Below are 20,142 nucleotides of genomic sequence, written 5' to 3' on the forward strand. Positions count from 1 at the left end.
AAGGCTGACACCGCCTTCTATCCACGCTATATGCGCCGCCTGGGCAAGGATGTTGCAAGATGACCGGAACGAAACGATCAAGCGAGGGGCTCGATGCCCGCCGCCGCAAGCTTCTGTTTCGTTCGTGGCACCGCGGCATGCGCGAGATGGACCTTATACTCGGCAGCTTCGCCGATGCCGAGATCGGCGCCTTGACCGGCGACGAAATCGACCAATATGAGAGGCTCCTCGACATTCCCGACACCGAATTCCTGCCTCTCGTCACTGGCGAACGCCCGGTTCCGGCGGATATCGACTGTACCGTCCTGCAAAAAATCCTGGCTTCGCGCCGGGAGATGACCTTCTGAACAACGTGTAGCCATGAGCCTTATCCCTACGATCGGTCTGCCGAAAGGCCGCGCCGGCCAGTTCATCGTCGATGGCGTCGCCGACGGCTACGAAGCCTTTGCGCTGGTGCAGGCTGCGCACGAGATCGCCCCTGACAAGCCGGTGCTGTTCGTGGCGCGCGACGGCCAGCGTCTGCCGGCGATCGTCGAGGCGCTTGCCTTTGCCGCGCCGGGCCTGCCGGTGCTGGAACTGCCGGCCTGGGACTGCCTGCCTTACGACCGCGTCTCGCCCGGCGCCGACGCCGCCGCAAGGCGGCTCGATGCGCTGGCAGCGATGATCGCGCTGGCGAAGAAGCCGCACCGCGCCGTCATTCTCACCACCGCGAACGCCTTGCTTCAACGCATTCCGCCGGCGGAACTCGTCGAGGCGCAGACCTTTCACGCCAAGCCCGGCAACCAGATCGACATGAACGCGCTGGTGTCACGGCTGGAGACTTCCGGCTTCGAGCGGGTGCCGACGGTGCGCGGCATCGGCGAATTTGCCGTGCGCGGCGGCATTCTCGATCTCTTCGCGCCCGGCTGGACGGAGGCACTGCGCCTCGATTTCTTCGGCGATACGCTGGAATCGATCCGCGTCTTCGACACCGCAACCCAGCGCACCATCGGCCAACGCAAGTCGATGGCGCTGCAGGCGATGAGCGAGGTGGCGCTGACGCCGGAAACCATCAGCCGCTTCCGCCGCGCCTACATCGAAGCCTTTGGCGCGCCCTCGCGCGACGATGGGCTCTATGCGGCGGTCAGCGAGGGCAGGCGGTTTGCCGGCATGGAGCACTGGCTGCCGTTCTTCTATGAGCGGCTGGAAACCGTGTTCGATTACCTGCCGGATGCGCCCGTGGTGTTTGATCATCTGGCGCATGAGGCACTGGCCGAGCGCCACACTCTGATCCTCGATCATTACGAGGCGCGAAAAAAACAGGCCGACGGCGCCTTGAAGGATGCCGTGCCCTACAAGCCGGTGTCGCCGGATCAGCTTTATCTGTCGCCCGAGAACCTGATTGCCTCGCTTGGTCCGCGCGAAGCGATCGACTTCACCTCCTTCGACGCGCCCGATGCCGGTGCGAAAAAGGTGTTCCATGCCGGCTCGCGCCATGGCCGCAGCTTCGTCGAGGAACGCGCCGACCCTAACGCCAACGTCTTCGACGTCGTCGTCAAACACATTTCCGACGAGCGCGCTGCACGCCGCCGTGTCGTCGTCGCCGGCTGGACTGAAGGTTCGCTCGACCGGCTCGGCCAGATCCTGGTCGAGCATCACCTTGGCAATCTGGAGCCGGTGGCGACGCTTGCCGAAGCCGAAAGGCTTGAGCCAGGGCAGGCGGCCCTGGCCGTGCTGCCGCTCGAATCCGGCTTCGAGACCGAGAAACTGGTCGTCGTCGCCGAGCAGGACATTCTCGGCGACCGGCTGATCCGGCGCTCGAAGCGCAAGAAGCGCGCGTCCGACTTCATCGCCGAGGCTTCGGCATTGTCTTCAGGCGATATCGTCGTGCATGCCGACCATGGCATTGGCCGCTTCATCGGGCTGCGCACCATCGAGGCAGTCGGTGCGCCGCACGATTGCCTTGAAATCCACTATGCCGGCGACGATCGGCTGTTCTTGCCGGTGGAAAACATCGAGCTGCTGTCGCGCTATGGCTCGGATTCGGCCGAGGCGACGCTCGACAAGCTTGGCGGCGGCGCCTGGCAATCGCGCAAGGCACGGCTGAAGAAACGTCTGCTCGACATGGCCGGGCAGCTGATCCGCATCGCCGCCGAGCGACAAATGCGGGCCGCACCGGCGCTGGTGCCGGCGGAAGGCCTCTATGGCGAGTTTGCGGCGCGTTTCCCCTATGAAGAAACCGACGACCAGCAAACGGCAATCGATTCGGTCATGGGTGATCTGGGCGCTGGAAAGCCGATGGATCGGCTGATCTGCGGCGATGTCGGCTTCGGCAAGACCGAAGTCGCGCTTCGTGCCGCCTTCATCGCGGCGATGGAAGGCTTTCAGGTCGCGGTGGTGGTGCCGACGACATTGTTGTCGCGCCAGCATTTCAAGACCTTCTCGCAGCGCTTCTCCGGCCTGCCGATCCGCGTCGCCCAGGCCTCGCGGCTGGTCGGCGCCAAGGAACTGGCCGAGACCAAGAAGGGCGTCGCCGAAGGCCAAGTCGACATTGTCATCGGCACGCACGCACTGCTCGGCTCCTCGATCTCGTTCAAGAATCTCGGCCTGCTGATCATCGACGAGGAGCAGCATTTCGGCGTCAAGCACAAGGAGCGGCTGAAGGATCTCAAGACCGACGTCCACGTTCTGACGCTGTCGGCGACGCCGATCCCGCGAACGCTTCAGCTTGCCTTGACCGGGGTGCGTGAGCTGTCGCTGATCGCCACGCCGCCGGTCGATCGCATGGCCGTGCGTACCTTCATCTCCCCTTTCGATCCGCTGGTCATCCGCGAGACGCTGCTGCGCGAGCGCTACCGTGGCGGCCATTCCTTCTACGTCGTACCGCGTATCAGCGATCTCACGGAAATCCATGATTTCCTGCGCGAATCCGTGCCTGAGCTGAAAGTGGCGGTGGCCCACGGCCAGATGCCGCCCGGCGAGCTCGACGATATCATGAATGCCTTTTATGACGGCCAGTACGATGTGCTTTTGTCGACCACCATCGTCGAATCCGGCCTCGATATACCGACCGCCAATACGCTGATCGTACACCGCGCCGACATGTTCGGCCTGTCTCAGCTCTATCAGTTGCGTGGCCGCGTCGGCCGTTCGAAGGTGCGCGCCTATGCGCTGTTCACTCTGCCCGCCAACCGCAAGCTAACCGATACAGCCGAGCGTCGGCTGAAAGTGCTGCAATCGCTCGATACGCTAGGCGCCGGTTTCCAGCTGGCCAGCCACGACCTCGACATCCGCGGCGCCGGCAATCTGCTTGGCGAAGAGCAGTCGGGCCACATCAAGGAGGTCGGCTTCGAGCTCTACCAGCAGATGCTGGAGGAGGCGGTGGCCGAAGTGAAGGATTCCGGCGAGGTGCAGGACGGCGGCTGGTCGCCGCAGATCGCCGTCGGCACGGCGGTGATGATCCCGGAAAGCTACGTCCCGGATCTGCAGCTCAGGCTGGCGCTCTATCGCCGTCTTGGCGATCTCGAAAATACGGAAGAGATCGATGCTTTCGGCGCCGAGCTGATCGACCGGTTCGGACCGTTGCCGGAAGAGGTAAAGCATCTGTTGAAGATCGTCTTCATCAAGGCGCTTTGCCGCAAGGCCAACGTGGAGAAGCTCGACGCCGGGCCGAAAGGTGTCGTCGTCCATTTCCGCAAGCGGGAATTCCCCAATCCGGTCGGGCTGGTCAAGCTCATCGGCGAACAGGGCTCGCTGGCCAAGATCCGACCCGACCAGAGCGTCGTCTTCAGCCGTGACTGGGCGACGCCCGAGAAGCGGCTGGCTGGCTCAGCGGTTGTCATGACGCAGCTGGCGCGGCTGGTGGAGAAGGCGGCGTAGCAGCGCGTCGCTGGTGCTCTGGGCACAGCCGCACCGGCACTTTCGCAGTGCCGTGCTCATTCGCCACGCGCCCAATTCCGGTCTAGAATAGGAAATCGGCTTCGTGTATGGAGCCGCGACCCCATATGGGGCGGATTGGCGGGCGATGGCGTCCGTGTGAAAGAGCGTTAGGTGCTTCGATGACGAAATGGTCGCCGAATTCGTGGAGAGCTAAGCCGATCCAGCAGGTTCCTGCCTATCCGGATCTTGCCGCGCTGAGGAACACGGAAGCCCAGCTTGCCACGTTTCCGCCGTTGGTTTTTGCAGGTGAGGCACGCAAACTGAAGAAGCAGCTTGCAGCCGTCGCTGCCGGTGACGCATTCCTTCTGCAGGGCGGCGATTGCGCCGAGAGCTTCGCCGAGCATGGCGCCGACAATATCCGCGACTTCTTCCGCGTCTTCCTGCAGATGTCGGTGGTGCTGACCTTCGCCGGCGCCCAGCCGGTGGTGAAGGTCGGCCGTGTCGCCGGCCAGTTCGCCAAGCCGCGCTCGTCCGACAATGAGACCAAGGGCGGTGTAACGCTGCCGAGCTATCGCGGCGACATCATCAATGGCATCGAGTTCGACGCCAAGTCGCGCATTCCCGATCCTGCAAGACAGGAGATGGCGTACCGCCAGTCGGCGGCGACGCTCAACCTTTTGCGTGCCTTCGCCCAGGGCGGCTACGCCAGCCTGGAGAACGTGCATCAATGGATGCTCGGCTTCGTGTCCGACAGCCCGCAGGGCGAGAAATACGAGTCGCTCGCCAACCGCATCACCGAGACGATGGACTTCATGAAGGCCGTCGGCATCACCTCGGAGACCAATTACGCGCTGCGCGAGACGGATTTCTACACCAGCCACGAAGCGTTGCTGCTCGGCTACGAGGAGGCGCTGACCCGCGTCGATTCGACCTCCGGCGACTGGTACGCCACCTCTGGCCACATGATCTGGATCGGTGATCGCACGCGCCAACCCGACCATGCCCATGTCGAATACTGCCGCGGCATCAAGAACCCGCTCGGGCTGAAATGCGGTCCGTCGCTGACGCCGGATGGCCTGTTGCAGCTCATCGACCTGCTCAATCCGGAGAACGAGCCCGGCCGGCTGACGCTGATCGCCCGCTTCGGCTCCGACAAGGTTGCCGACCATCTGCCCAAACTGGTGCGCGCGGTGCAGAAGGAAGGCCGCAGCGTGGTGTGGTCGTCCGACCCGATGCATGGCAATACGATCGAGGCCGCCGGCTACAAGACACGGCCGTTCGACCGCATCCTGAAGGAAGTGCAGACCTTCTTCGAGGTGCACCGCGCCGAAGGCACGCATCCGGGCGGCATCCACATCGAGATGACCGGCAAAAACGTCACCGAGTGCACCGGTGGTGCCCGCGCCATCACCGCCGAAGAACTGCAGGACCGCTACCACACCCATTGCGATCCGCGCCTCAATGCCGATCAGGCGATCGAGTTGGCGTTCCTGGTCTCCGATCTGCTCAAGAAGACCCATCCGGTCCAGCACAAGCAGGCCGTTAACGGCTGATATGATCTGAACTTTGATGTCATTGAAGAAGCGCCGGGCGAAAACCGGCGCTTTTTGTATTCAATCCCGCCGGTGTCGCATTTGCTCGTGCCTAACGCGCGCAAAACTGGAATGCTGCCAGGCGATGGCAATTGCATCGGGAGGCCGACATGGCTGACAGTCACACCGGATCATGCTTGTGCGGGGCAGTGCGGTTCAAGACACGAGGACCGCTACGCGGTGTCGTCTACTGCCATTGCTCGCAGTGCCGGAAGCAGAGCGGGCATTTTTATGCGGCGACCAACGTTGCCGACCGCGACATTACAATCACCGGCGCGAAGAGCATCACCTGGTACGAGGCCTCTTCGTTCGCCAGGCGCGGCTTCTGCAAGACATGCGGCTCTCTGTTGTTCTGGAAGCCGAGCGATGACGGCTATGTTTCGGTCATGGCAGGGCTGTTCGACGCGCCAACTAGGCTCCAAGGCGAATGTCATATCTTCGTCGGCGACAAGGGCGATTATTACGCGATCGATGACGGGCTGCCGCAGTTCGAGAAGTCGACGCCGTCGATCAAGGTGGCAGCCGGCTGATTCTTTGCAGAGGCCGCCTTATTCCCTTGGTCCAGCCATTGCGCTATCCCCTGCCGGTGATTCCGAAGGGTTTTGGCATGCAGCGACTGATCGACGCTTTTTACAATTCGGTGCGGGCGTTTCGCAAACTGGCCGCCGGCGAGGAGGCCTTCCAGCTGGAGCTGACGCTGCTCGTGCTTGCCTTGCCGCTCGGCTGGTTCCTTTCGGAATCGTGGCGCGGCTATGCGTTGCTGATCGGCGCGGTGCTGCTCATGATCATGATCGAGGTGCTGAACACCGGCATCGAGGCGGCATGCGACGCGTTCAGCCGCGAATTCAACGTCGATATCCAACTGGCCAAGGATTGCGGTTCGCTGGCGGTGCTGATTTCGGTGGTGATCGCTGCCGGGGTATGGGGCGTCGCCGTCATCGAGCGGATCCTCGGGGTACCGATCTGACGTTTCAGACACTACATGCAGGTCAACTGAGGGGCCCGACATGGCCGATACCACCGGATTTCTGTTGCTTGAACGTGAGGGCCTGCCGGACGATCTGCGCTGGCTGGTCGAAAAATATCCGCGCGAGGACTGGCAGGCGCATGCCAATATCCACGGCATAGCCAATATGTGGCTGCAGCGGCACGACATGTTCCGCGAGCTTGGCGGCATGCTCACCAATGGTATCGGCGATTATCGAGAAAGTAGGCTGAACGCGCCGGAATTCGCGCGCTGGTTCGCGCCGCGCCTCAACCATTTCCTCGGCAATCTCGACGGCCATCACAATGTCGAGGACCATCATTATTTCCCGGTCTTCGCCAGGGCCGAGACCCGTCTGAAGCGCGGCTTCGAGATTCTCGATGCCGATCACCACACAATCCATGAGGGACTGGAGCGCAATGCCGAGGCGGCAAATGCCTTCATCCGCACGCTTCAGAAGAGCGAAGACAAACAGCGTTTCGCCGCCGATGCCTATGCCGACGAGAACGGCCGGCTGATCGCCATGTTGACCCGGCATCTTGCCGACGAGGAAGACCTGATCATTCCGCTGATCCTCGAGAAGGGTGATCGCGCGCTCGGCATTGATTGACGATCAGCTTCCCTTGTGGAGTTCCTTCTTGGCGACGATATGGGCCGCGAGCCAGCCGAGGATGGCCACAACGAGGCCGATTGCCAGAGCGATCAGTAATCGCTCGTGACGAGCCAGCGCTTGGCCGACGATGTGCTCCGCGCCCAGCCCGAAGACATAACCGACAGTGCAGAACAGTGCCGCCCAGACCACCGATGAGATGGCGTTGAGGATGACGAAGCGCGCCGCCGCAATGCCCGACAGCCCGGCGGCGATGCCGCCGACCAGGCGGAGGCCATAGATGTAGCGGTTCGACAGCACGAAAATGTTGGGATGAGAGGTGACAAGGCGGTAGGCGTGGCTGAAGCCCGGCCGGGCTCGGAGCCTGATCACGAATTTATGGTCGGCGAAGCTCCGTCCCAAGATGAAGAAGAACGTGTCGCCACCGAAGGCGCCGAGCGCGGCTGCGAGAAACGCCTGCCACGGGATGAAGACATGCTGATGCGCAAAAAAACCGCCAAGAATTGCGGCGCTTTCGCCCTCTGCGACGCAGCCCAGAAAAACCGCGACCAATCCATATTGCTCAATGAGACGATGGATGACTTCCGTCATGAAGACGTTCGCTGCTTCGACAGAATGTCGTCGATGCGCTTCACCTGCTCGGCCAGCCGGGCGATCTCGTCTCGCATGCCGATGATCTGGCTGTGGCGCAGTTCGTCGAGCTTTTCGTGTAACGCCATGATCTCGATCTCGGCCTTGAGATTAACCTCATAGTCGTGGGCGGCGTCGATTCGATCGCGCTCCGTCTGGCGGTTTTGCGCCATCATGATCACTGGCGCCTGCAGGGCGGCAACCATGGAAAGCACGAGATTGAGGAAGATGAAGGGATAGGGATCGAAGGCGGCGCGCGACAAGAGCCAGACATTGCCTGCCGTCCACAGGATCAGGAAGCCAATGAATGCCAGGATGAAGGACCAAGAGCCGCCGATCCGGGCGATGGTGTCGGCCAGGCGATCTCCAAACGTCTGGTGAAAGGCGACGGCCTTGTTGGTGTCCTTGGAGATCGTGGTGCGCTCGAGCGTAGATTGCAGTACCCGGCTTTCGAGCGCGCTGAGGCCGTCCGGCTTTCGCTTCAGCCAGCGGCTTGCCAGGTCCTCGATCGTTTTGTTCATCGTCGCCTCCGTCGTCCGCGATGAGGTAGACGCTGCCGGTTCCTACGGGAAGTGGTAGATTGACGCGATGGGGTCAGGAAACAATGGTGGATTTTCAGAAAATTCGCGCCCGTGCAGCGAAGCGCAAAGGCGGTGAGGCAGCGCTGACGTCGCTGCTGGGTCCTATGCCCGACAATGCCGCGGTGGCAAAGATTACGGACGACCGGATCCTGTCGACCATGGCCGAGCGGGTTTTTGCCGCCGGCTTTGTCTGGCGCGTCATCGAGCAGAAATGGCCGGGTTTCGAGGAAGCATTTCTTGGCTTCGAGCCGAAGCGGCTGCTGTTCCAGCCTGACGATTTCTGGCACGATCTCACATTCGACAAGCGCATCGTCCGCAATCCGCAGAAGATCAAATCCGTACGCGACAACGCAGCCTTCGTCGAGCGCGTGTCGAAGGAGCATGGCAGCTTCGGCAAGTTCCTGGCCAATTGGCCGGCGGATGACCAGGTCGGATTGATGGCCTATCTCGGCAAGCATGGCAGCCGGCTCGGCGGCAATACCGGCCAGTATTTTCTGCGCTGGCTGGAGTGGGACGCCTTCATCGTCTCGGCCGACATGGCGGCAGCGCTGCGCGACGCTGGGCTCGACCTCGCGCAGAGCCCGACGTCGAAGAAGGACCTGGACAAGATCCAAGTGCAGATAAACGCCTGGGCGGCGGAAACCGGGCTGCCGCGCCGGCACATTTCGCGCATTCTGGCAATGTCGATCGGCGAGAACCATCCGCCGGAAGCCTTGCGCGAATATATGGGCGAATAGGATCGACTGTTTGGTCCAAACGAACGCCATTGCTCGACGAATTTTGCCGCGCTAAACCCACGGGCATGACAGACAAGACCGCTCCAGACATATTGCGCATCGCCGTCGCCCAGCTCAATCCGACGGTCGGCGACGTCGCCGGCAATCTTGCCAAGGCACGCGAGGCGAGGGCGGATGCCGCCCGCCAAGGCGCCGACCTCGTGCTGTTTACCGAGCTTTTCCTTGCCGGCTATCCGCCTGAGGATCTGGTGCTGAAGCCCGCCTTCCTGAAGGCCTGCGAGCGGGCGGCGGAGGATTTCGCCGGCGATACCGCCGACGGCGGCCCGGGTTTCGTCATCGGCACGCCGTTGAAGCGCAAGACCGGCACGCACAATTCGATCATCTTTGCCGATGGCGGCAAGATCCTTGCCGAACGCTACAAGCTCGATCTGCCGAATTACGGTGAGTTCGACGAGAAGCGCGTCTTCCAGGCCGGCCCCGAGATCCAGGGGCCGGTCAATTTCCGCGGCGTGCGCGTGGGAGTGCCGATCTGCGAAGATATCTGGGGCGAGGTTGCCGTCTGCGAGACGCTGGCCGAAAGCGGCGCGGAAATCCTGCTGGTCCCGAACGGCTCGCCCTATTACCGCGGCAAGGTCGACGTCCGCCACCAGATCGTCATCCGTCAGGTCATCGAATGCGGACTGCCGATTATCTATGCCAACCAGCTTGGCGGCCAGGACGAGCTGGTTTTCGATGGCGCATCGTTTGCCATAGGTTCTGACAAGACGCTGGCCTTCCAGATGAGCCAGTTCGAGGAGACGGTCAACGTCACCACCTGGAAGCGAAAGAATGACATCTGGGTCTGCTCTGACGGACCGATGTCGAAAATCCCGGAAAAGGAGGAGGCCGACTATCGCGCCTGCATGTTGGGCCTGCGCGATTACGTCAACAAGAACGGCTTCAAGAATGTCGTGCTCGGCCTCTCCGGCGGCATCGATTCGGCGATCTGCGCGGCACTTGCCGTCGATGCGCTCGGCGAGGAACGGCTGCGCGCCGTGATGATGCCTTACCGCTACACTTCGAAGGACTCGCTCAAGGATGCCGAGGACTGCGCCCGCGCGCTCGGCTGCCGCTACGACATCGTGCCGATCTTCGAGCCAGTCGAGGGTTTCCTGCACACGTTGACACAGCTTTTCGAGGGCACCAAGGAAGGCATCACCGAGGAAAACCTGCAGAGCCGGGCCCGCGGCACCATCCTGATGGCGATTTCCAACAAGTTCGGCTCGATGGTCGTTACCACCGGCAACAAGAGCGAGATGTCGGTAGGCTACGCCACGCTCTATGGCGACATGAATGGCGGCTTCAACCCGATCAAGGATCTTTATAAGATGCAGGTCTATGCGTTGTCGCGCTGGCGCAACGCGCATGTGCCGCCGGGTGCGCTCGGTCCGTCCGGCGAGGTGATCCCGGCCAACATCATCGACAAGGCGCCCTCGGCCGAACTGCGAGAGAACCAGACCGACCAGGATTCGCTGCCGCCCTATCCAGTGCTCGATGACATATTGGAGTGTCTGGTCGAGAACGAGATGGGCGTCGACGAGATCGTTGCGCGCGGCCATGACCGGGCGACGGTGGCGCGTGTCGAGCACCTGCTTTACGTCGCCGAATACAAGCGCCGGCAGGCGGCGCCTGGCGTGAAGATCACCAGGAAGAACTTTGGCCGCGATCGCCGTTATCCCATCACCAACCGGTTCAGGGATGGCGGGTAGGCGATTGGCTGCATAACGGTTTAGCCATGGCCAACTTTGAGATCAGCTTCGACCTGTCGCGAATCGACTTCCGGGCGACATCCGACATTTTGAAGGAGAGCTATTGGGCAGCGGCCGCAGCGACGAATTGCACCGCCGCGCCTTTGCCAACTCACTGTGCGTCGGCGCCTATGTCCGCGGCAATCAGGTCGGCTTCGGCCGGGCGATCACCGACCGTACGGTATTTGCCTATCTCGCCGACATCATTGTCTGGCCCGGGTATCGCCGGCAAGGCATCGGAACCCGGCTTGTCCAGACGCTTATCGGTCATCCGGATTGCAAGACTGTCACGCATTGGAGCCTGTCGACCAACGACGCACACTCCATGTACGAGAAGCTCGGCTTCAGGCCTTCCACCGACGGCCGCTATATGCGCCTCGACCGTATCCCGGCAACCTGAACAGAGGCAGCGCACAACCCGCGATTGTTGCAAAATCGTCTCACTGCTTGGACCAGATGCGCTTTTGGCTATCTACTGACTTGGCGCGGCGTTGAGGCGTCTCTATAAACACCTCTCCGCGATTCCCCTTCAGGAGGAACCGAATGCCAGGATTTGACATCGTTATGCGAGGCTGCGAAGCCTAGGTCTTGGTCAGTGCGCCGCGAGATAGCCTCGCGGCAAGGCTGAACCGAGGCAGGTATTTCGCCGCTGCCGGTCGCCGCCCCTCTACAGGGCCGCCAAATACGCCAAACCTCCGCATCTCCGGGCGCCAAACGGCGCCGACGCGGTTTTTCAATTTCTACTTTCGTGGGATCGGGCTCGTTTGCGCCCGAATGACATCATGACTCGTTTTCGAATAGATTTGCGCGCGGGCGCCTTTCGCAGCGTTCTTGGCTTCACGCTCAGCCATTGGCGGTGTCAGCCGTGGCGGCTTGCCGGCATTATGGGCACATTCCTGCTGTCGACCTTGGCCGACGTGCTGACGCCGCTCTATTCCGGCCGGCTGGTGGATGCCGTCGCCAGCAGTGCTGCGGCCGACGATGTTGCGTGGAACGCGGCGACAGCGGCCTTTTCGATGCTGGTGGCCCTGGCGCTCACCGGTGTCGTGCTGCGCAATCTCGCCTTCATGGCCATTGTCGAGCTGACGTTGAAGATGATGGCGGATATCGCCGCCGACGCCTTCCACCGCGTCCAGCGCTTCTCCACCGACTGGCACGCCAACAGCTTCGCCGGATCGACGGTGCGCAAGATAACGCGCGGCATGTGGGCGCTCGACCTGCTCAACGACACGATCCTGATCGCGCTGCTGCCATCGGTCGTCATGCTCGTCGGCTCGACGCTGCTGCTTGGCTGGTTCTGGCCGCTGATGGGTGCTGTCGTCGCCACCGGTTCGGTTCTGTTCATCGCGGTGACGACGATGCTGTCGCTTGGCTATGTCGCGCCCGCGGCAAGGCTTGCCAATGCGTGGGATACACGGCTCGGCGGCTCGCTGGCCGACGCGGTAAGCTGCAACGCCGTGGTCAAGGGTTTTGGCGCCGAGGAACGCGAGGAGACGCGGCTCGCCGAGGTCGTCGCCAAATGGCGCGGTCGCACGCGCCGCACCTGGATGCGCGGCACCGTCAACGGCACCACGCAAGGGACGATGCTGCTGCTTTTGAGGGCAGCGGTCATCGGGTTCTCCCTGCTGTTGTGGTCGTGGGGGCAGGCGAGCGCCGGCGATGTCGCCTTCGTGCTGACCTCATTCTTCGTGCTGCAAGGCTATCTGCGCGACATCGGCACACATATCCGCAATCTGCAGCGCTCGATCAACGACATGGAGGAACTGGTCGACTTCCAGTCCGAACCACTCGGCATCGAGGATCGGCCCGGAGCCAAACCGATCCGGATCACCGATGGCCGTATCACCTTCGACAATGTCACGTTCCACTATGGCAGCCACCGCCTGCCGCTCTATCGCGATTTTTCGGTGGACATCGCGCCGGGCGAACGGGTTGGGCTGGTTGGCCATTCGGGCTCCGGCAAGACGACATTCGTCAAGCTGATCCAGCGCCTCTACGACGTGACTGCGGGCAATATCCTGATCGACGGCCAGGATATTGCGAATGTGGCGCAGGCGTCGCTGCGCGCACAGATCGCAATCGTCCAGCAGGAGCCGATCCTGTTTCACCGGTCGCTGGCCGAAAACATCGCCTATGCTCGGCCGGCCGCCACGCAGGCCGAGATCGAGCACGCGGCGCGATTGGCCAGCGCGCATGACTTCATTGCCAATTTGCCGAAAGGCTATGGCACGCTGGTCGGCGAGCGTGGCGTAAAGCTATCGGGTGGTGAGCGTCAGCGCGTTGCAATCGCACGCGCCTTTCTTGCCGATGCGCGCATTCTCATCCTGGATGAGGCAACGTCGAGCCTCGATTCGGAATCGGAGGTGCTGATCCAGCAGGCGATGGAGCGGTTGATGGTCGGCCGCACGACGCTGGTCATTGCCCACCGGCTGTCGACGGTGCGGGCGCTGGACAGGCTTTTGGTGTTCGATCGCGGCCGCATCGTCGAAGAGGGCTCGCATGACCAACTGATCCGGCTGCAAGGCGGCATCTACCGCCGGCTGTTCGAACGCCAGGCGCTTGAACTGACCAAAGGCCTGGTGATCTGACGGTTGCGGTGCCGCGCGTCTTGATAGACGTGCGGCGCTGCAGTCTTTTCTTCGCCTTTGTCATGTTCTATGTCTGCCGCCGAGCGCGGGGGCGCGTCTTGTCAACAGCAAAACCATCCGGTACGCCCGCTCATGACAGTTACCGTCCGTTTCGCCCCGTCACCGACCGGCCGCATCCATATCGGCAATGCGCGCACCGCTTTGTTCAATTGGCTGTTCGCCATCAAGAACAAAGGCCGCTTCATCCAGCGCTTCGACGACACCGACGTCGCCCGTTCGACGCAGGAGTTTTCCGACGCTATCCTATATGACCTGCATTGGCTGGGCATCTTCCCCGATGCCACGGAGTACCAGTCGCGGCGGGTCGAAATCTACGATGCCGCACTGGAGAGGCTGAAGGAGGCGCGCCTCGTCTATGCTTGCTATGAGACGCCTGAAGAGCTCGACCTGAGGCGCAAGGTGCGCCGCACGCGTGGCCTGCCGCCAGTCTATGGCCGCGAGGCGCTGACGCTGGCACCCGAGCAGGTGGCGGAATATGAGGCCGATGGCCGGCGGCCGCACTGGCGCTTTCTGCTGCCCAACTTCAGCAGCGATCCGCTACAGCCGGAGCGCACCGAAATCCACTGGAACGACCTGGTGCGCGGCGAAGAGACCGTCGACCTCGCCTCGCTTTCAGACCCGGTTCTGCGGCGTGAGGACGGCACCTACCTCTACACATTGCCTTCGGTTGTCGACGACATCGACATGGGCGTCAGCCATGTCATTCGCGGCGACGACCACGTCACCAATACCGGCGTCCAGATAGCCCTGTTCCGAGCACTTGGCGCGGAGCCGCCGGTGTTCGGCCACCACAATCTCCTGACAACGGCATCAGGCGAGGGACTTTCGAAGCGCACCGGCGCGCTGTCCATCCAGAGCCTGCGTGAGAGCGGCATCGAGCCGATGGCGATCGCTTCGCTGGCGGTGCTCGTCGGCACCTCGGAAAACGTCGTGGCGGTGCCAACGATGGCCGAGCTAGTCGAGCGCTTCGATCCGGCTGCAACATCGAAATCCGCCGCCAAATTCGACCCGGACGAACTCTTCGTGCTCAACCGCACGCTGCTGCATCACATGCCGTTTTCCGAGGCGCGCGACCGGCTGATCGTGCTCGGCATCTCCGGCGAACAGGCCGAGTCTTTCTGGCTGGCCGTGCGCGGCAATCTCGACAGGCTGGCCGATGCGGCGATCTGGTGGCGTACGCTTCGAGACGGTCCAGAGGAGCCGGCGGAGTTTTCCGACGAGGACCGCGACTTTCTTCGCCAGGCATTCGAGTTGCTGCCGGAAGAGCCTTGGAACGGCACCGTCTGGAAGGACTGGACGGGCAAGATCCGAGCGGCGAGCGGCCGTAAGGGCAAGGCGCTGTTCATGCCGCTCAGGCTGGCGCTTACGGGACAGCCTTCGGGTCCGGAGCTTGCAGATCTGTTGCCGCTGCTGGGTCGGGAAGGAACGTTGGCCCGACGACCCTGACCTTGCGCTGCTCCGGCGGCGGCAGCGATGTCGGCGAGGGCACAGGTTTGACAGCAAGGCGTCTGATCGCCCCACGGTCGAGGCCGTCTTGCGCATTGGCCAAGAACTCCGGGTCGGCGCCCGGATCAGGCCTGGCAACCGGCAGCGGAATGAACGGGGTACTCTCTACATTCGCCTCGGATTGTTCCCGGGTTGGCGGGTTGCCGGCGATGATCTCGAAATTCTGCGCGGCGTTGCAGCCGCAGGTCGGCGGCCGCGGCATGTCGGATTGCTTGTAGAGGTAGGCCGTCGGCAGTTCGATATAAGGCCTGCCCGTCACCGAAGACGTCATCGACGCCGAATCGCTGTTCACGCCGCGCGTGTAGAAAACCTGCATCTCGGTGCCGGGGCAGCTCGATTCGCAATTCTTCTGATCGCGCTCGAAATCGCCCAGCGAGGCAGCATTCGACATCGGGAAGAAATAGCCGTCGCAGGTCCGCACACACATGGTGCGGAATTCGCCTTGGGGCTGGCCCATGTCGGCGCTGTTGAGCACGGTGCGGATGTTGCCCGGCTGGCTCAGTTCTTCAGCCTGGTCGGCCTCTTCGGGCTGACTGCCCAAAAGCTGGTCGAGCAGGTTTCGCTTGCCGTTTTCACGGTTGGCTTCGCGGACCGGCGCGGGCGTCGGCGCCGCCGCATCATCGCGGCAGCCATTGGCGTCAAGCAACGTCAATATGCGCGCACGATCACGTCGCGAACCACCGCCGGCAAGGTCGCCGCGCTTGGCCTGCAGGGCGTCGAGATTGGCTGCCATGCGATCGATGGTGGCGTCGAGTGCTGCGCATGCGTTGGCGTTGCGGCGAGACAGCGAAAAGCCGCAGCCGGCGCTGCTGGCCTGCCTGACGGCCTTTGAAATCTGCTGGCGCTGCCGGACGATTGCGTCGTCATATTTCCTGAGCAATGCCGGTTTGCCGCCGCCACCACGAGAAGCGGCGGCAAGATCGGCTTCAAGCTGGCGGCAGAGGCGGGAAGCGGCCTGTGCCTGAGTGGCGGCAATGCCGCACAGCACCACGGCGCCGAGCAGCGCGGCGGTACGCGTCAGCTTCCAACGTGCGCCCGTCATCCCTCCGACTCCGCCTGCCTGTTGTTCAGAAAGCTACCGCGCTTGCGGTTAATCGTTTGTTTAGCATGCCGCCGATTCCGGCTTCAGCCCAAATCGGATGGCTTGCGCCTTGTGCGCGGCTTCGATCACGACCGGTGCTGTCATTTCGACCACGCCACACTGCGTATTCGGACAGAGCCAGAACCGCGACGTCCTGGCGCTGCACGAAAAAGGCGTATTCGCCCAGAAGAATGCCTGGATTCAGCAATGCCCGGAGGCTTGGCATGACCGCGATTACCCGTCGAGCCGCGCTGCAGTTTGGTCTTTTGTGCCTGGCGATGCCGGATGCCATGGCGCAGCAAAAGCCCATCGCGCCGGATTGGGGTACCAGATTGGTCGAAGCTGCCCGTGAGCAGATCGGCGTCACCACACTCTACGATCCGACCTATACACGCCTGGCCTATCCGGGCGGGGACGTTGGGCCCGAGCGGGGTGTTTGCACGGATGTCGTGATCCGTGCCTATCGCCGCGCCTTCGATGTCGATCTGCAAAGATTGGTACATGAGGATATGCGGGCCAATTTTGCCGCCTATCCGAAGGCTTGGGGCCTGAAAGCGCCGGACCGCAACATCGACCACCGCCGTGTGCCCAATCTTGCGGCCTATTTCGAGCGGCGCGGTGCTGCCTTGCCCGTCAGCCAAGACCCCGCCGACTATCGGCCAGGGGATCTCGTCGCCCAGATGCTGCCCGGCAATCTGTCGCATATTGCCATCGTGTCGTCCAATCGCTCCACTTTGGTACCGACAAGAAGGCTGGTTATTCACAATATCGGCGGCGGCGCCAGGGAAGAGGACACTTTGTTTGCCTTCAGGCAGACAGGGCATTTCCGGTTCAGGCCAATCTGAGAAAGCCCGCGGCTACCCCAGATCGACGATGGCTTGCGCCTTGTGCGCGGCTTCGACCACTGCCAGTGCCGTCATGTTGACGACGCCGCGCGACGTCACCGACGGCGTCAATATGTGCGCCGGGCTGTCGGTGCCGAGCAGGATCGGGCCGACATGCAGCGCCTCCATCATTGTGCGCAGCGCCGTCAGTGTGATGTTCGCCGAATCGAGATTGGGGAACACCAGCAGATTGGCTTCGCCTTTCAGCCGCGAATGCGGATAGACGCGTTGGCGCAGCTGCTCCGACAATGCCGAGTCGGCATGCATCTCGCCGTCGCATTGCAGGTCGGGCGCGATGCGCGCCAGGATCGCCGCCGCCTGCCGCATCTTCATGGCGCTTGGCGAATCGCGGGAGCCGAAATCCGAATGCGAAAGCAGGGCTGCCTTGGGCTCGATGCCAAAACGCTGAATCTCCTCGGCCGCCAGAACGGTCATCTCCGCAATCTCCTCGGCGGTCGGATCGACGGAGACATGGGTATCGGTGAGGAAGATGATGCCGCGCTGCGAAATCAGCATGGAAAGCGTCGACAGGTCGCGATCCCTAATGCCGGCGCGTGGCCCGATGATCAGCGTGACGTTGCGCAAATGGCGCTCGAAACGGCCCTCAAGGCCGCAGACCATGGCGTCGGCGTCGCCGCGCTTCAGGGCAAGGGCGGCGATCACCGTATTGTCGGTGCGCACCATGGTGCGTGCCGCTTCCGTAGTCACCCCACGGCGGCCGGCAAGCTCGATCAAAAGGTCGACGTAGTGGCGGTAACGCGGATCGTCTTCCGGGTTGATCAGGCCGAAATCGACGCCCGGCTTGATGCGCAGCCCATAGCGTTTCAACCGCACGTCGATGACGTGCGGGCGGCCGATCAGGATCGGTTCGGCAATGCCTTCCTCGAGCACGACCTGCGCGGCGCGAAGCACGCGCTCGTCCTCGCCGTCGGCATAGATGACGCGCTTGGCGCTCGACGTCTTGGCCATCGAGAACACGGGCTTCATGACCAGGCCGGAGCGGAAGACGAAGCGGTTCAGCTTGTCGATATAGGCGGCGAAATCGGTGATCGGCCGGGTCGCGACGCCGGTCTCGCAAGCTGCCTTGGCGACGGCAGGGGCAATGCGCAGGATCAGCCGCGGATCGAAAGGCGAGGGGATCAGGAACTCCGGGCCGAAGATCGGCGTCTCGCCGGAATAGGCACGCGCGGCAACGTCGGACGGCTCTTCGCGGGCAAGCGCCGCGATGGCCCGAACGGCGGCCATTTTCATCTCTTCGTTGATGGCCCTTGCGCCGCAATCCAGCGCGCCACGGAAGATGTAAGGAAAACAGAGTACGTTGTTGACTTGATTGGGGAAATCGGAGCGGCCGGTGCAGATCATCGCATCGGGTCGCGCCGCCCTTGCCGCTTCCGGCATGATCTCGGGATTGGGGTTGGCCAGCGCCAGGATCAGCGGCTTGGGCGCCATGTGGTGGAGCAGTTCCGGTTTCAGTACGCCGGCGGCAGACAGGCCGAGAAACACGTCGGCGCCGGGCAGAACGTCAGCCAGCGCGCGCGCCCCGGTATCCTTCACATAGGGGTCTTTCCAGCGGTCCATCTCCTCGACGCGGCCCTTATGGGCGACCCCGAACCGGTCGGTGACCCAGATGTTTTCAACCCGCGCGCCGAGCGAGACCAGAAGGTTGAGGCAGGCGAGCGCCGCAGCACCAGCGCCCGACGTGACGATCTTGATGTCCGAGATGGACTTGCCGGCGAATTCCAGCCCATTGAGCACAGCGGCGGCGACGATGATGGCGGTGCCGTGCTGGTCATCATGGAAGACCGGTATGCCCATGCGGGCTTTCAGCTGCTCCTCGACCTCGAAGCATTCGGGCGCCTTGATGTCTTCCAGGTTGATGCCGCCGAAGGTTGGTTCCAGCGCCGAGATCGTCTCGACCATGCGCTCGATGCCCGGTGCGTCGATCTCGATGTCGAAGACATCGATGCCGGCGAACTTCTTGAACAGCACCGCCTTGCCCTCCATCACCGGCTTGGAGGCGAGCGGACCGATATTGCCGAGGCCGAGCACCGCCGAACCGTTAGTGACGACGCCAACAAGATTGGCGCGGGCTGTATAGTCGGCAGCGGTTGCCGGATCGTCGCGGATTTCAAGGCAGGGGGCGGCGACACCCGGCGAATAGGCAAGCGCCAGGTCGCGCTGGTTGCCCAGCGGTTTCGTCGCCTGGATTTCAAGTTTTCCGGGACGGGGGTGCTTGTGGAAGTAGAGCGCTGCTTCGTCGAGGTCGGATCGCGCCGCCTTTTTGCTTTCGCTTGTCATGACGGCCGCCTCCTCAGTTCAGTCCGTTTGGGGTTTTGAGTCTCTTAGCATGCAGCCGAGCCTTTTCGAGGGGTGATATGTCGCAAGCGCGAGCTTATGGCTTTGCACCGCCGGCCAGTGCGGCCTGCCATTGAAATCTCGAACAACGGGCGGCGAGCTGCGCCGCCGCCAGTTGAATGTCTGCTAAGGTGGTTTGCAGGCGGTCCGCTTTCTGGCAGATATTGAATGGACCGGACGTTTGCAGACCTGTCCGCAATTCATGAGGAGTCGGAGTTTGCCCCCACCGATCCCCGTTCGCCTGGCACCCCATAATGCGAGCTGGGCCACCCGTGCTGCCAGCGAAGCAGATCGGCTGCAACAGCAGGCGGCTTCGATCCTTCAGGTCCACCACATCGGCTCAACCTCCATCCCCGGCATTGCCGCCAAGCCTGTCCTTGACCTGATGCCCGTTGTTTCGAATCTGGCGGCGCTGGATGCCGAACAGGCAGCCATTGAAGCCCTTGGCTATGAATGGCATGGCGCCTACGGCATGGAAGGACGACGCTATTGCACCCTACACGATTAGGTAACGGGCGAGCGGGTCGTTCAAATTCACTGCTTCGTGGACGGCGACCCCGCCATCCGCAGACATCTTGCCTTTCGCGACCTTCTGCGCAGTTCGCCTAGCATTGCAGAGGAGTATGAGCGAGAGAAGCGGCGATGTGCTGCGCTGCATCCCGAAGACAGCCACGCCTATTCCGACTGCAAAGACGCCTGGATAAAACGTGTCGAAGCAATGGCGCTCAGCCGCTATCCCTGAAAACACGTCTATCGTCCGCATCAGAGCTCGCCAGAGACACGAACGAACGTCTTAGCAGGGTCGATAGTGTTGAAAAAGTCCGGGTTGCAGCAGTCCTGAAGCACTGATTCAATCTTCGTCGTAAGAGGAGATTGAGTCGATGATGG

16 protein-coding genes and 1 pseudogene are annotated in these 20,142 nt (G+C 62.5%); 13 read left to right on the plus strand and 4 right to left on the minus strand.

Translation table 11 applies throughout. The features are described from left to right. The first annotated feature begins 59 nt into the window (after positions 1-59). From NKH60_RS10675 to NKH60_RS10700, 6 genes are all read left to right on the plus strand, one after another. Positions 60-347: an FAD assembly factor SdhE gene (locus NKH60_RS10675; RefSeq protein ID WP_352471754.1), complete on the plus strand. Its 288-nt coding sequence runs from the start codon at positions 60-62 to the stop codon at positions 345-347. Between the two features lie 13 nt (positions 348-360). Next, on the plus strand, positions 361-3,858 hold the full coding sequence (mfd, locus tag NKH60_RS10680; protein WP_352502470.1) for a transcription-repair coupling factor: 3,498 nt from the start codon (positions 361-363) through the stop codon (positions 3,856-3,858). Between the two features lie 179 nt (positions 3,859-4,037). Further along, complete coding sequence (locus tag NKH60_RS10685) at positions 4,038-5,411, plus strand: class II 3-deoxy-7-phosphoheptulonate synthase (RefSeq protein ID WP_352471752.1); 1,374 nt, start codon at positions 4,038-4,040, stop codon at positions 5,409-5,411. A 149-nt stretch (positions 5,412-5,560) separates the two neighbouring features. Beyond that, positions 5,561-5,980: a GFA family protein gene (locus tag NKH60_RS10690; protein ID WP_352502471.1), complete on the plus strand. Its 420-nt coding sequence runs from the start codon at positions 5,561-5,563 to the stop codon at positions 5,978-5,980. A gap of 77 nt (positions 5,981-6,057) precedes the next feature. Further along, positions 6,058-6,417: a diacylglycerol kinase gene (locus NKH60_RS10695; protein ID WP_352471749.1), complete on the plus strand. Its 360-nt coding sequence runs from the start codon at positions 6,058-6,060 to the stop codon at positions 6,415-6,417. Positions 6,418-6,457: 40 nt separating this feature from the next. Next, positions 6,458-7,045 (plus strand): hemerythrin domain-containing protein, encoded by a 588-nt coding sequence (locus NKH60_RS10700; RefSeq protein WP_352502472.1) that lies wholly within the window; start codon positions 6,458-6,460, stop codon positions 7,043-7,045. Positions 7,046-7,048: 3 nt separating this feature from the next. Here the strand turns inward: NKH60_RS10700 and NKH60_RS10705 are convergent, their stop codons facing one another. Together NKH60_RS10705 and NKH60_RS10710 are read right to left on the minus strand one after the other, a co-directional pair. Continuing rightward, the gene (locus tag NKH60_RS10705; RefSeq protein WP_352502473.1) at positions 7,049-7,636 is read right to left on the minus strand and encodes a DedA family protein; all 588 of its coding nucleotides are present in this window, start codon (positions 7,634-7,636) and stop codon (positions 7,049-7,051) included. Beyond that, positions 7,633-8,196 (minus strand): DUF1003 domain-containing protein, encoded by a 564-nt coding sequence (locus tag NKH60_RS10710; RefSeq protein WP_023680015.1) that lies wholly within the window; start codon positions 8,194-8,196, stop codon positions 7,633-7,635. Before NKH60_RS10710 ends, NKH60_RS10705 begins: the two co-directional genes overlap by 4 nt. 83 nt (positions 8,197-8,279) lie before the next feature. Here NKH60_RS10710 and NKH60_RS10715 point away from each other — a divergent pair, with 83 nt between their 5' ends. The 5 genes from NKH60_RS10715 to gltX all read left to right on the plus strand — a co-directional run bounded on the left by NKH60_RS10715 (position 8,280) and on the right by gltX (position 14,874). Beyond that, positions 8,280-8,993, plus strand: a complete 714-nt coding sequence (locus tag NKH60_RS10715; protein ID WP_352502474.1) for a DNA-3-methyladenine glycosylase I — start codon at positions 8,280-8,282, stop codon at positions 8,991-8,993. Positions 8,994-9,058: 65 nt separating this feature from the next. Next, positions 9,059-10,741 carry an NAD+ synthase gene (locus tag NKH60_RS10720; RefSeq protein ID WP_352502475.1) on the plus strand — a complete coding sequence of 561 codons (1,683 nt, stop codon included), beginning with the start codon at positions 9,059-9,061 and terminating at the stop codon, positions 10,739-10,741. A 103-nt stretch (positions 10,742-10,844) separates the two neighbouring features. After that, positions 10,845-11,180: a GNAT family N-acetyltransferase gene (locus NKH60_RS10725; protein WP_352872087.1), complete on the plus strand. Its 336-nt coding sequence runs from the start codon at positions 10,845-10,847 to the stop codon at positions 11,178-11,180. Positions 11,181-11,562: 382 nt separating this feature from the next. Beyond that, on the plus strand, positions 11,563-13,368 hold the full coding sequence (locus NKH60_RS10730) for an ABC transporter ATP-binding protein (protein ID WP_352613797.1): 1,806 nt from the start codon (positions 11,563-11,565) through the stop codon (positions 13,366-13,368). A 132-nt stretch (positions 13,369-13,500) separates the two neighbouring features. Then, complete coding sequence (gene gltX / locus NKH60_RS10735) at positions 13,501-14,874, plus strand: glutamate--tRNA ligase (protein ID WP_352471740.1); 1,374 nt, start codon at positions 13,501-13,503, stop codon at positions 14,872-14,874. Here the strand turns inward: gltX and NKH60_RS10740 are convergent. After that, on the minus strand, positions 14,792-15,976 hold the full coding sequence (locus NKH60_RS10740) for a DUF2865 domain-containing protein (RefSeq protein WP_352831607.1): 1,185 nt from the start codon (positions 15,974-15,976) through the stop codon (positions 14,792-14,794). The two genes, gltX and NKH60_RS10740, sit on opposite strands and share 83 nt — an antisense overlap. A 263-nt stretch (positions 15,977-16,239) precedes the next feature. Between NKH60_RS10740 and NKH60_RS10745 the strand changes: the two genes are divergently transcribed. Continuing rightward, positions 16,240-16,860: a DUF1287 domain-containing protein gene (locus NKH60_RS10745; protein ID WP_352831610.1), complete on the plus strand. Its 621-nt coding sequence runs from the start codon at positions 16,240-16,242 to the stop codon at positions 16,858-16,860. Positions 16,861-16,872: 12 nt separating this feature from the next. Here the strand turns inward: NKH60_RS10745 and NKH60_RS10750 are convergent, their stop codons facing one another. After that, positions 16,873-19,197: an NADP-dependent malic enzyme gene (locus NKH60_RS10750; RefSeq protein ID WP_352831612.1), complete on the minus strand. Its 2,325-nt coding sequence runs from the start codon at positions 19,195-19,197 to the stop codon at positions 16,873-16,875. 274 nt (positions 19,198-19,471) lie between these two features. Here NKH60_RS10750 and NKH60_RS10755 point away from each other — a divergent pair. After that, positions 19,472-19,996 (plus strand): annotated as a pseudogene (locus NKH60_RS10755) (GrpB family protein). The last annotated feature ends 146 nt before the right edge of the window (positions 19,997-20,142 follow it).

The sequence above is a fragment of the Mesorhizobium sp. M1006 genome (assembly GCF_040318825.1).
Classification (GTDB): Bacteria; Pseudomonadota; Alphaproteobacteria; order Rhizobiales; family Rhizobiaceae; genus Mesorhizobium.